The 12,166-nt window shown below is 60.8% G+C and carries 11 protein-coding genes and 1 pseudogene; 6 read left to right on the top strand and 6 right to left on the bottom strand.

What is annotated here, in order from left to right:
- Positions 1 to 260 precede the first annotated feature (260 nt).
- Together SB725_RS18390 and SB725_RS18385 are read left to right on the top strand one after the other, a co-directional pair.
- Positions 261 to 614, top strand: coding sequence for an antibiotic biosynthesis monooxygenase family protein (locus SB725_RS18390; RefSeq protein WP_410922452.1), 354 nt, complete (start codon positions 261 to 263; stop codon positions 612 to 614).
- 41 nt (positions 615 to 655) lie between these two features.
- Entirely contained in the window at positions 656 to 886 is a 231-nt protein-coding gene (locus SB725_RS18385) for a hypothetical protein (protein ID WP_410922451.1), read from the top strand.
- 1 nt (position 887) lies between these two features.
- Here the strand turns inward: SB725_RS18385 and SB725_RS18380 are convergent, their stop codons facing one another.
- Together SB725_RS18380 and SB725_RS18375 are read right to left on the bottom strand one after the other, a co-directional pair.
- Complete coding sequence (locus SB725_RS18380; protein ID WP_027922896.1) at positions 888 to 1,517, bottom strand: flavin reductase family protein; 630 nt, start codon at positions 1,515 to 1,517, stop codon at positions 888 to 890.
- 182 nt (positions 1,518 to 1,699) lie between these two features.
- Complete coding sequence (locus SB725_RS18375; protein WP_410922450.1) at positions 1,700 to 1,867, bottom strand: hypothetical protein; 168 nt, start codon at positions 1,865 to 1,867, stop codon at positions 1,700 to 1,702.
- On the opposite strand from SB725_RS18375, the pseudogene SB725_RS18370 reads away from it, so the two are divergent.
- Positions 1,824 to 2,093 (top strand): annotated as a pseudogene (locus SB725_RS18370) (hypothetical protein); the annotation flags it as partial. The gene SB725_RS18375 and the pseudogene SB725_RS18370 overlap by 44 nt on opposite strands.
- A gap of 207 nt (positions 2,094 to 2,300) precedes the next feature.
- On the opposite strand, the gene SB725_RS18365 reads toward SB725_RS18370, so the two are convergent.
- The 4 genes from SB725_RS18365 to SB725_RS18350 form a co-directional block, all read right to left on the bottom strand.
- Positions 2,301 to 3,620, bottom strand: a complete 1,320-nt coding sequence (locus SB725_RS18365) for an MFS transporter (protein WP_027922898.1) — start codon at positions 3,618 to 3,620, stop codon at positions 2,301 to 2,303.
- Positions 3,621 to 3,919: 299 nt separating this feature from the next.
- On the bottom strand, positions 3,920 to 5,254 hold the full coding sequence (locus tag SB725_RS18360) for a sigma-54-dependent transcriptional regulator (protein ID WP_059182251.1): 1,335 nt from the start codon (positions 5,252 to 5,254) through the stop codon (positions 3,920 to 3,922).
- Positions 5,248 to 7,014 (bottom strand): ATP-binding protein, encoded by a 1,767-nt coding sequence (locus tag SB725_RS18355; protein WP_410922449.1) that lies wholly within the window; start codon positions 7,012 to 7,014, stop codon positions 5,248 to 5,250. Before SB725_RS18355 ends, SB725_RS18360 begins: the two co-directional genes overlap by 7 nt.
- Before the next feature lie 227 nt (positions 7,015 to 7,241).
- Positions 7,242 to 8,765 (bottom strand): fumarate hydratase, encoded by a 1,524-nt coding sequence (locus SB725_RS18350; RefSeq protein WP_019581511.1) that lies wholly within the window; start codon positions 8,763 to 8,765, stop codon positions 7,242 to 7,244.
- Positions 8,766 to 9,215: 450 nt separating this feature from the next.
- Between SB725_RS18350 and SB725_RS18345 the strand changes: the two genes are divergently transcribed.
- Genes SB725_RS18345 through SB725_RS18335 form a run of 3 tightly spaced genes read left to right on the top strand, consistent with a single transcriptional unit; the run spans position 9,216 to position 12,030 of the window.
- Complete coding sequence (locus tag SB725_RS18345) at positions 9,216 to 10,322, top strand: GGDEF domain-containing protein (RefSeq protein ID WP_027922901.1); 1,107 nt, start codon at positions 9,216 to 9,218, stop codon at positions 10,320 to 10,322.
- A complete protein-coding gene (locus tag SB725_RS18340; RefSeq protein WP_027922902.1) occupies positions 10,315 to 11,250 on the top strand; it encodes an iron-sulfur-binding ferredoxin reductase in 936 nt (311 codons plus the stop codon). The genes SB725_RS18345 and SB725_RS18340 overlap by 8 nt, the downstream gene beginning before the upstream one ends.
- Positions 11,251 to 11,280: 30 nt before the next feature.
- On the top strand, positions 11,281 to 12,030 hold the full coding sequence (locus tag SB725_RS18335) for an enoyl-CoA hydratase-related protein (protein WP_410922448.1): 750 nt from the start codon (positions 11,281 to 11,283) through the stop codon (positions 12,028 to 12,030).
- Positions 12,031 to 12,166 lie beyond the last annotated feature (136 nt).

Below are 12,166 nucleotides of genomic sequence, written 5' to 3'. Positions count from 1 at the left end.
GCCTCAACCTTGCCTGATTCTGCACGGGGTGAATTAGCGGTGCCTCTGGCAGTGGGCAGTCCCTGCAAAACTTGCTTGAAAGCCCTGTTTCATTGGCCTGAAAACCTTTTGCTGGCGGGTAGAGGTTTTTTACGACGTGCGCAGGATTGTGCAACAAGCCGGCAGGAATCGACTAACCGCGCTGGCGGGTGCGCGATTAACCTTTGATCCTGTCGCAGCCCGTCCCACGGCTGCCACTCGAGTACCTGGGAGGGTTGAACATGTCTACGCAGATCCCCGTCAGTCATATGGCTTTTGTCCGTGCCCACGCCGGGCGTTCGGTGGAACTCGGTGCGCGCCTGAGCGCCCTGATCGAGCCGACGCGCACTGCACCGGGTTGCCTGAGCTTTACCCTGCAACAGTCGCAATGCGATACCGAGTTGTGGCTGGTGTCCGGTTTCTGGATCAACCAGCAGGCCATGACCGCGTACTTCAGCACCCCGGCGATGGACGTGTTTGCCGAATTGGTGCAGGACCTGGTGGTCAACAGCCTGGATTTCCACACCTTCAAGGAAGTGTCGGCGGCCCAGGCCTTGGGTCAGACCCAGTCGTGGGTACACAAAATGGCGGGTTGAGGGTTTAATGACCGCATTATCTACCAGCCAGGATCCGCGACATGGCACGTAAAGCCTTTGAACACTTCGAAGCCGTTTCCGCAGTAGTACCGGGTGAGGGTGGATACCACGCCGCCATCGCCGTCAAAGCCCTGGATGGCGCAGGCGCACCGCGCTTTCACAAAGTCCTCGAAGACCAGACCTTCAAGACCGCTCATGAAGCCGATGAAGCCGCCGCCAAAGAGCTGACCCGCCTCAAGGACGTCAAGGAAGACACCGACCTGCTGTGGTGAGTTACCTGTTCGCCCCCGGGCGATACATCTTGAACAACGCCTCTGGCCCCAGCTGAAAATAATCCGCCGGCCCGCCGCCGCGCAGAATCGGTTCTGCCGCGGCGGTGTCGTAGACCCCATCCTTCAACAGCCATTTGGCGATATGCACGGCGACCACTTCGCCGAGAATCAGCCAGCTCGGCACCACATTCCCGTCCGCGCGCTGCAACTGGATGATCTGCGTGACCTTGCACTCAAAGGACACCGGGCTTTCGGCGACCCGTGGCACCTGAATGATTGTCGAGGCGGCGGGCGTCAATCCGGACAACTCGAACTCATTCACTTCTGGCCCGACCATCGCACAGCTCTGGTTCATCTGCTCGGCCAATGGGCGAGTGGCGAGGTTCCAGGCGAATTCGCCGGTCTGTTCGATGTTATTCAGGCTGTCTTTGCGCCCGACACTGGAAAAACCAATGATCGGCGGAATGTAGTTGAACGCGTTGAAGAAACTGTACGGCGCCAGGTTCAAGCGGCCATTGGCATCCTGCGAGGAAATCCAGCCGATTGGGCGCGGGCCGACGATGGCGTTGAACGGGTCGTGGGGCAGGCCATGGCCGTTGGCGGGTTCGTAATAGTGGATGTCGTCGGGCATGGGGTTCATTCCAGGAGCTCTCGGGAGACCACCATGGTGCAAGGCCGAGCCGATAATTTCCAGCAATGAGATTCCAATGTAGGAGTGAGCCTGCTCGCGATGGCGGTGTGTCATTCAGCATTTATGTGACTGACACACCGCCATCGCGAGCAGGCTCTCTCCTACAGGGGGGGCTCTTGTGATCAGCCGATCGCTTCGGCGGTGCCGGTTTTGTCGAAGCTGTCAGAATGCGTGCGTTCGATGGAGGCACTGGCGCCGTGCTCGTAGGACGCCGAGCCGGTTTTGTCATAGCCATCGGCGGCGAACGTGTTGGCGACCAGTACGGCCGGCACCACGATGTCGGACTTCATGGACCGCACCCTCGGCTTGGGCTACGCCACCGGCTCGATGATCCTGATTGCGATCCTGATCGGGATTTTTGCGGCGTGGCGCTTGAGCGGTGATTCGCTGAACGTCACCAAGGTCCAGACCTTTCGCGGCGAGATGTTCTATTGGATGGCGATTCTGTTTTCCAACACCTTGGGCACGGCGCTGGGTGATTACCTGACCGACGATTCGGGCCTGGGTGTTGGCGGGGATTCTGGTGGTGATGATTGCGGGGGCTTCGTTTGCTCAGAATAAATATGGGAAGCGGACGGCTGCTGAGTTGACTTGAGACCAAGGCGTCCCCATCGCGAGCAGGCTCACTCCTACATTTGACCGCATTCTCATGAAAAGAACCCGGTCAGTGTAGGAGTGAGCCTGCTCGCGAAGAGGCCAGTACAGCCACCCTCAATCCAGCGGTCAGTCAGTCTCGATCCGCGAATGCTTGCGGGTATCTTTCATGGTCACATACACCAGCAACGACACCGCAATACACGCCGTGACATACCAGTAATACCCGGTTTCCATGCCGATGCTCTTGAACCACAGCGCGATGTATTCAGCCGTACCGCCGAAGATCGACACGGTCAGGGCGTAAGGCAAGCCAACCCCCAGTGCACGGATTTCAGTCGGAAACAGTTCGGCCTTCACCACTGCGTTGATCGAGGTGTAGCCGCTGACGATGATCAGCGCCGCCATGATCAGGAAGAACGCGCCCCACCAGGTCTGAACGGTGTGCAGGGTGGTCAGGATCGGCACGGTGAACAGCGTCCCCAGAATACCGAAGGCAATCAGGATCGGCCGACGACCGACTTTATCCGACAGCCCGCCGATGATCGGTTGCAGGCACATGAACAGGAACAGCGTCGCCGCCGAAATCGTGGTCGAGTCGGAGATGCTCATGCCGACCGTGTTCACCAGGTATTTCTGCATGTAGGTGGTGTAGGTGTAGAACGCCAGGGTACCGCCCATGGTCAGGCCGACCACGGTCATCAGTTCCTTGGGATGGCGCATCAAGGTGCGCATCGCGCTTTCCTTGGCCTTCTCTTTCTTGGTGAACGACTCGGTTTCTTCCATGCCACGACGCAGGTACAGCGCGACCACGGCACACAGTGCGCCGATGGCGAACGGGATGCGCCAGCCCCAGTCGTACAGTTGCTCGGTGGTCAAGGTCTGTTGCAGCACGATCAGCACCGCCAGGGCGATGAGCTGGCCGGAGATCAGGGTCACGTACTGGAAGCTGGAGTAGAAACCGCGACGATCCTTGGTCGCCATTTCGCTGAGGTACGTCGCCGAGGTGCCGTACTCGCCACCGACCGACAGGCCTTGCAGCAGACGGGCGAAAATCAGCAGGATCGGTGCGCCGATGCCAATGGTTTCATAACCCGGGCTCAGGGCGATCAGCAGCGAGCCGAAACACATCAGGTACACCGAAGCCATCAGCGCTTTCTTGCGCCCGGCCTTGTCGGCGTAGAGGCCCATCAGCCAGCCACCGATCGGGCGCATCAGGAAGCCCACAGCGAAGATCGCGGCGGTGTTCAGCAGTTGGGCGGTGGTGTCGCCTTTCGGGAAAAAGGCCTTGGCGAAGTACAGGGAGAAGGCGGCGTAGACGTACCAGTCGTACCACTCGACCATGTTGCCGACGGAGCCGCTGAAAATCGATTTGATGCGACTGGCAGTGGTTCTTTCTTTAGCCGGCACGGCAGCCGACCCAAGGGGCAGGGCGTTGGAGTTATCCATTGAAGGATCCTTCGTTTAATTGTTTTTGTGGAGCGCGTTGAAACGCAGCCTGTGGGGGCTATAGCAGGAGGTGTGCCAAGGGGGAGAGGGGCGGTTTAGAGGGGTTTTGCGGATTGGGTGAGCGGAAATCCGCTTATGTTGGATGGGGTATGAGCGGATTTTTGCTTAGCGGGTATGGAATTGCTTTGCATGGGCCGGCCTCATCGCGAGCAGGCTTACTCCTACAGGGGGACGGTGTACACGATTCAAATGTAGGAGTGAGCCTGCTCGCGATGGGGCCAGTCCAGGCCCCACAAATATCAGCTGTCAGTCAGGAACATCTCGCGCGTCAGTCCATGCCGCTGCATCTTTTCATTAAAGGTCCGGCGCGGCAGTTGCAGCTCTTCAAGCACTGCTTTCACATCGCCCTTATGCCGGGTCAACGCCGCGCGCAGGCAATGCGCTTCGAACGCTTCCTGCTGCGCCGCCAGCGACTGCCCCGGATCAATCCCCGCCGGTTCCGGCTCGCCCAGCCCCAGCACTTGCCGTTCGGCAACGTTCGCCAGTTCGCGCACATTGCCCGGCCAGTCGTGGCTCAGCAGATGACTCAACTGCGGTCCGGTCAACGGTGGAAAGGTCCGGCCCAAACGCTCGGCAGCCTGCTGTGCAAACGACTCGAACAACAACGGAATGTCTTCGCGCCGATCACGCAACGGCGGCAGCCGCAACTCGGCGACATTCAATCGATACGCCAAATCCTCACGAAAACGCCCGGCCCGTGCCTCATCCAGCAGGTCCGGCTTGGTCGCGGCAATGATCCGCAAATCCACGCGAATACTCTGATTCGACCCCAAGCGCTCAAGCTTCTGCTCCTGCAACACCCGCAGCAACTTCACCTGCTGGGCCAGCGGCATGCTTTCGATTTCGTCGAGAAACAGCGTGCCGCCATCGGCGTATTCAAGCTTGCCAATACGTTTACCCGTAGCACCAGTGAACGCGCCACTCTCGTGGCCAAACAATTCAGCTTCGAACAACTGCTCCGGTATCGCCGCGCAGTTGAGCGCCACAAACGGCTTGTCGGCTCGCGGCCCGAAGTCATGCAGGCAACGCGCGACCAGCTCTTTGCCGCTGCCGGTTTCACCGCGGATCAACACATTGACGGGTAACGCCGCCAGGTCCAGCACTTGCCGACGCAGCGTCTGCAAACCACGGGACACGCCAAGCAGGGTGGCGTCGAGTTTGGCGCGGTTGTCGGCCTGTTCGTGCAGGGCACGGTTCTCCAGAACCAGCCGACGCTTGTCCAACGCCCTGCGCAAACTGCTCAGCAGGGTTTCCGGGCTGAAGGGCTTCTCGAGAAAGTCATACGCGCCATCGCGCATCGCTTCGACCGCCATCGGCACATCGCCGTGGCCGGTCAACAGAATCACCGGCAAGTCCGCATCACGACGCTGGACTTCGGCCAACAACTCCAACCCGGTCATGCCGGGCATGCGCACATCGCTGAGGATCACCCCGGGAAAATGCGCGGGCAATTGCGCCAGGCATTCATCGGCGCGACTGAACAACTGCACCTCGAAACCCGACAGGCTCAGCCATTGTTCGACGGCGCTGCGAATGCTGCTTTCGTCGTCGACCACCATCACTGAATTCAGCATGCGGCAGGCGCCTCCAGATCGATGGGCAAGGTCAGGGTGAACACCGCGCCGTTGCCGTGATTATTGGCACTCAGGCGTCCGCCCGCTTCGTGAACGATGGCAAACGATACCGCCAGCCCAAGCCCCAGGCCATCGCCCACCGGTTTGGTGGTGAAGAATGGATCGAACACGTTCGGCAGGTGTTCTTCGGCGATGCCGCCACCATTGTCGCTGACCGTCAGGCGCCACAATTGTTCGTCGGCTTCGAGGCGGATTTCCAGGCGTTTGCAGGGCTTGTCGTGCATGGCGTCGAGGGCATTGCGCAGCAGGTTGATCAGCACCTGTTCCAGACGAATCGCATCACCCCGCACCCACGCCGGGCGCGTCAGGTGCAGCACCGTGCTGACTTGTTCATCGCGCAGTCGCGCATCGAGTAACTGCAACGATTGGTCGACCACCGCCGCCAGGTCCAGTCGTTCGCGCAGGCCGCTGGGGCTTTTGCGAGCGAAGGTTTTCAGGTGGCCGGTGAGGGCGGCCATGCGTGTGAGCATGTCGTCCACCGGTTTCAGCGCCTTGTAGGCGTCGTCGACCCGGCCGTGATCGAGCAGCAACCTCAGAGTAGCAAGCTGCATGCGCTGGGCGGTCAGTGGCTGATTGATTTCATGGGCGAGGGCGGCAGACATCTGGCCGAGCGCCGCCAGTTTGGCCGATTGCACCAGCCCGTCCTGAGCGGTGCGCAGGTCGCGGGTGCGTTCTTCCACCAGTTGCTCAAGCTCTTCGCGGCTGCGCTGGCGCATTTTCGCCAGGCGCCAGCGTTGATTGAGGAACAGCAACAGAAACACCAACGCCAGCCATAACCCGGCAGCGGCCAGCGCGGCATTGCGACTGTCTTCGAACGCGACTTGCGGGCGACGCAACAGGTGCAGCGTCCAGCCTTCGGTGGCCAGTGGCAGCGATTCCCACAGGTAATCCGCCGTCCCGTCAGGGCCGACCACCCGTGCCAGATCGCTGTTGTCGTCGAAGCGGCGCAGGGATTGAAACTCAAGCGGTGTCAGCGGTTGCTTGTCGTACTGGCGGGTCGCCTTGAGCGCGGCGTGATCGTTGTCGTCCAGCGGTTTCAACAAGCGATAACGCCAGCCCGGCTGGTTGGCGATGAAGATGATCCCGCGTGCGTCACTGACCAGCAGCGTGTCGCTGCCCTGGCGCCATTCGCGTTCCAGTTCCGGAAACTCGAGCTTCACCACCATGGCACCGAGAAACTCGCCGTTGTCGCCGGTGACTGCGCTGGACAGGAAATACCCCGGAATGCCACTGGTCACGCCCACCGCGTAAAAGCGCCCGGTGCCTTGGGTGCGGGTCTCGCTGAAGTAGGGGCGAAAGCCATAATTGTGGCCGACGTAACTGCTGGGCAAACGCCAATTGCTGGCGGCCACGGCGAGGCCGGTGCGGTCGAGCAGTTCGAGGGTCGAGGACTGGGCGGCGCCGTTGATTTTTTCCAGCTTGCGATTCAGTGCGTCCTGTTGCTCTGGCGATACCGTGCCGTTGAGGGCGGCGCGCAACTCCGGGTCTAGCGCGAGCACGGCAGGCAGGGCGCGGTAGCGGTCGATCAGGGTGTGCAGGGAATTGGCGTACAGCGCCAATTGCTGATTGGCGCGCGCGGCGTCTTCAACTAAGGCCTGGCGTTCGGTGTGGCGCAGGGCAAATCCGGCGGCCAGTACGGCACCGGCAACGATCAGCAAGGTGTATAGCGTCAGGCGTAATGTGCGCGAACGAGCAAACATGGTGTCGGAAACAGTTAGCAATACGGGCGCGCACGATAGCACGGAGAGCCTGAAATCATGAGCCACGCCTGGGTAGCACCTTTCATGCTGCTTCGTTCATTCAAGTGTTTTGAGGCTATGCCGATTTTTCGACCGATTTGCTAAACACAATATGACATTAAAACTTGGCCGAAAAAAAGGCCGGGGCCTCTGTAAGAGGCCCCGGCCTTATCAGCAGCTTGAAGCGCTTACTGCACTTCTACTGCCAGACTTTCACTGATCTTCTTCTGCCAGATCGCAGGACCGGTGATGTGTACCGACTCGCCTTTGCTATCAACCGCAACCGTCACCGGCATGTCTTTCACGTCGAACTCGTAGATGGCTTCCATCCCCAGTTCGGCGAAGGCAACAACGCGGGATTTCTTGATGGCTTGCGCCACCAGGTAAGCCGCGCCGCCGACTGCCATCAGGTAAACGGCTTTGTGGTCCTTGATCGCTTCGATAGCGGTAGGGCCGCGCTCGGATTTGCCGATCATGCCCAACAGACCGGTTTGCTCAAGGATCTGACGGGTGAACTTGTCCATCCGCGTGGCGGTGGTCGGACCGGCAGGGCCCACCACTTCTTCGCGCACCGGATCAACCGGGCCGACGTAGTAGATGAAGCGACCCTTGAGGTCCACCGGCAAGGTTTCACCCTTGTTCAACATCTCGACCATGCGCTTGTGCGCGGCGTCGCGACCGGTGAGCATCTTGCCGTTGAGCAGGACGGTTTCGCCCGGCTTCCAGCTCTGCACTTCTTCCGGGGTCAGGGTGTCGAGGTTGACGCGACGAGCCGACGGGCCGGCTTCCCAGACGATTTCCGGGTAGGCGTCCAGCGGTGGCGCTTCCAGCGAGGCCGGGCCGGAACCGTCGAGCACGAAGTGCGCGTGACGGGTGGCGGCGCAGTTCGGGATCATGCACACCGGCAGGGAAGCGGCGTGGGTCGGGTAATCCATGATCTTCACGTCGAGCACGGTGGTCAGGCCACCCAGGCCCTGGGCGCCGATGCCCAGTTGGTTGACCTTCTCGAACAGCTCCAGACGCATCTCTTCGATACGGTTCTGCGGACCACGCGCTTTCAGCTCGTGAATGTCGATGGATTCCATCAACACTTCCTTGGCCATCACCGCGGCTTTCTCGGCGGTGCCGCCGATGCCGATGCCGAGCATGCCCGGTGGGCACCAGCCGGCGCCCATGGTCGGAACGGTCTTCAATACCCAGTCGACGATCGAGTCGGATGGGTTGAGCATGGCCATTTTCGACTTGTTCTCGGAACCGCCGCCCTTGGCTGCCACGTCCACTTCCACGGTGTTACCCGGAACGATGGAGTAGTGGATAACGGCCGGGGTGTTGTCCTTGGTGTTTTTACGAGCGCCCGCCGGGTCGGCGAGGATCGAGGCACGCAGAACGTTTTCCGGCAGGTTGTAAGCCCGGCGCACGCCTTCGTTGATCATGTCGTCCAGGCCCATGGTGGCGCCATCCCAACGTACGTCCATGCCCACACGAACGAACACGGTGACGATGCCGGTGTCCTGGCAGATCGGGCGGTGGCCGGTGGCACACATGCGCGAGTTGATCAGGATTTGTGCGATGGAGTCGCGGGCGGCCGGCGATTCTTCACGCAGGTAGGCTTCGTGCATCGCCTGGATGAAGTCAACGGGGTGGTAATAGGAAATGAACTGCAGGGCGTCGGCAACGCTCTGAATCAGGTCGTCTTGCTTGATCACGGTCATGAGTCGCGCTCCTCTAAAAGACGGGAACATTCAATAGCTCTTCGAGCTAGCTTCCTTTGAGCTACAAGCGGCAAGCAAGAGCAGTGTGTACTGCTTTGAGCTTGCTGCCTGGAGCTTGCAACTTGAAGCTGGCTCGAAGAGTCAGGGCACGCCGGGGCTGCTGGCGCGACGCTAAAAAGGCGCGGCAGTATACCGCGCCTCGCGGGCGGGTACACGCGCCGGCAGTCAATCGTTGGTCGCATAATGCCCCGATCCCTGTAGCCGCAGGCTTCGCCAGCGGCTACAGGGATCGGGGCAAGGGTTGAATTTTAGGGAAAACGGGCCATGCTTTTGACGCCAGTTTTTTGCCCCGAAAATTGAATGGTCATTTGTCCGGCTCGCCACTAAAGTGGCAGACGGCCTGTAGAGTAGGACACTCAAACAGCCTCTTTTCGCATGGTGAGTCAACGATTGACCCATAACGCCATCCAACGGCTTTTACTCAAACGCTTTGCCCTCGCTGCCGGCACTTACGCCCTGGCTTTGATGTTGCTGTGGCTGGCATTTTTCACCGGCCACTACAACGAACCCGCAACCAGTGTTGCTGTCGGCACGGCCATGGTGATCATCAGCCAGGCGGCGTTGTTCGCGGTGTTTTACAGCGGCTGCAACCTGCGTTTTTCCGACCCCAGCCTGACCGAAGTGCAAGTGCTGATGGGGCTGGGCTGGCAAACCTGGCTGATCGCCAATCTGGATGAAGCACGCGGCGCGTTCCTGGTGTTCTATGTGCTGATTCTGCTGTTCGGGCTGTTCCATCTGTCGCGTCGAGCGTTGGTGCGGTGTGCGCTGTTGGTGTTTTTCAGTTTCAGCGCGATCACGCTGTGGGAGGGCTACCGCTTTCAATTGCCCGACCCGGCGCTGGCCGGGTTGCAAGTGTCTGTGCTGTTTATCGTGTTGATCTGGCTGGTGCTTTACGCCCGCTATGTCCAGGCGTCGCGTCAACGCATGCGGCAACGGCGCTTCGCGTTGCAAGCGCACCAGGACACCTTGCGGGGGATGATGCGCCAGCTCGAAGACCTGGTCGCCACCGACGAACTCACCGGGCTGTTCAACCGCCGCCATTTTCTGCGCCTGGCCTCCCGCGAACTCAATGCCATGGACGCCGGCGTGATGCATGGCCTTGCCTTGATCGACCTTGACCACTTCAAACGCATCAACGATGTGCACGGCCATGCGGCGGGCGATCAGGTCTTGCAAGCCTTTGCCGGTGTCGCGACCGCATGCCTGCGCGACGGCGACGTGTTGGCGCGTTATGGCGGCGAAGAATTTGTGGTGCTGGTGCCCGATTGCGATGCCGAACGCTTGACCGCGTGCTGTGAACGGTTGCGTATCGCCTTCACCGATGTCGAGTTGATCGGCCTCGATGTCGCCCATCTCAGCTTGTCGGCGGGCATGACATTGCTGGAACTGGGCGACGATCTCGACGATGCCTTGCAGCGCGCGGACCAGGCGCTTTACCGCGCCAAGCGTGACGGGCGCAACCGGTGCGCGGCGGCCTGGGAGAACGTCGATGCCTGAGTTACGCGTCGGCGAGCGCCACTTTACGGTGGCGCCGGGCAGCAACCTGCTCGACGCCTTGAATCAAAACGGCGTGCCGGTGCCCTACAGTTGCCGCGCCGGCAGTTGCCATGCCTGCCTGGTGCAATGTGTGCAAGGCTTGCCGGGCGACAGCCGCCCGGATGCCTTGAGCGCCGAGCAGCGCCAACAAGGCTGGCGCCTGGCATGCCAATGCCAGGTAGTCGAAGACCTGCACGTGCACACCTTCGACCCGCAACAGGACGGTCGCCCGGCCGAGGTGGCCGCCGTGGATTGGTTGAGCGCCAGTGTGTTGCGTTTGCGCCTGACCCCCGAGCGTCCGCTGCGCTATAGCGCTGGGCAACATCTGGTGTTGTGGGCCGGCAACGTGGCGCGGCCTTATTCATTGGCCAGCCTGCCGGAAGAAGACCGCTTTCTGGAATTTCACCTGGATTGCCGTCAGCCGGGGGCATTCAGCGATGCGGCCCGTCAGCTGAAAATCGGTGACCCGATTCGCCTCGGCGAACTGCGCGGTGGGGCCTTGCATTACGATCCGGACTGGCACACTCGACCGCTGTGGCTATTGGCCGCCGGCACCGGTCTTGGCCCTTTGTTCGGAGTCTTGCGCGAAGCCTTGCGTCAGGATCATCAGGGCGCTATCCGCGTCATTCACCTTGCCCATGATGCCAATGAGCATTACCTGGCCAAACCCCTGCAAGCCATCGCCGAGGGCCGTGAAAACCTCAGCGTCGAACACTGGACCCCGGCCGAGTTGCCGCAGGCATTGGCGCAACTGCGGCTTGTCTCCCGGCAAACCCTGGCCTTAGTCTGCGGAGCCCCCGACAGTGTCGACGCCTTTTCCCGGCGCCTGTACCTCGCGGGTTTGCCGCGCAATCAACTGCTGGCCGATGTGTTCCTGCCTCGTGGTTGAGCGCTGATTTTTTCAGACGCGAGACCCACCATGACCGATGCCATCCAGATTGAACGCGAACGCGGTGTGCTGACGCTGCGCCTGAATCGCCCCGAAAAGAAAAACGCCCTGACGCGCGCCATGTACAGCCACTTGGCCGAAGCGCTGAAGCAGGCCGACACCGACCCTGAAATCAACGCCGTGCTGATCGCCGGCAGCGCCGAGTGCTTCACCGCCGGCAACGACATCGCCGACTTCATCCAGCAACCGCCGGGCAACCTCGACAGCCCGGTGTTTCATTTCATGCTCAATTTGCTGGAATGCCGTAAACCGGTAATCGCTGCGGTGGCGGGTGCGGCGGTGGGGATTGGCACGACGATGCTGCTGCATTGCGATCTGGTGTATGTCAGTCGGGATGCTCGCCTGAGGATGCCGTTCGTCAATCTCGGGTTGTGTCCGGAATTCGGCTCCAGCCTGCTCCTGCCGCGTTTGATTGGGCATGCCAAAGCGGCGGAGTTGTTGCTGCTGGGTGAAGGGTTCAGCGGTGTACAAGCGGCCGAGTGGGGAATTGCCACCGAGGCGTTGGGCAGTGGCGAAGCGGCGTTGGCCAAGGCGCGGGAGATGGCGTTGCGCTTTGAATCGTTGCCACCGGAAGCGGTGCGCATCAGCAAGCAATTGATGAAAGCGCCGGACCGGGAATTGCTGCGCAAGGTGATAGAAGAAGAGGGCGCGTTATTCACCCAGCGGCTGCGGTCGCCAGAAGCGTTGGCGGCGTTGACCGGGTTTATCAAGCGGCATTGAATCTTCGGTGACTGGGCCGGCCTCATCGCGGGCGAGCCCGGCTCCCACAGTGGTGGGTAGTGATCACAAACTGGAGTTCGACTCAAAACCAGTGGGAACCGGGCTTGCCCGCGATGAGGCCCGCCCAGACAACCCA

It is taken from the genome of Pseudomonas sp. SIMBA_041 (assembly GCF_046535095.1).
GTDB lineage: Bacteria > Pseudomonadota > Gammaproteobacteria > Pseudomonadales > Pseudomonadaceae > Aquipseudomonas > Aquipseudomonas mucoides.
The sequence above is the reverse complement of the archived record's forward strand: the minus strand, read 5'-3'. Positions and strand labels throughout refer to the sequence as shown.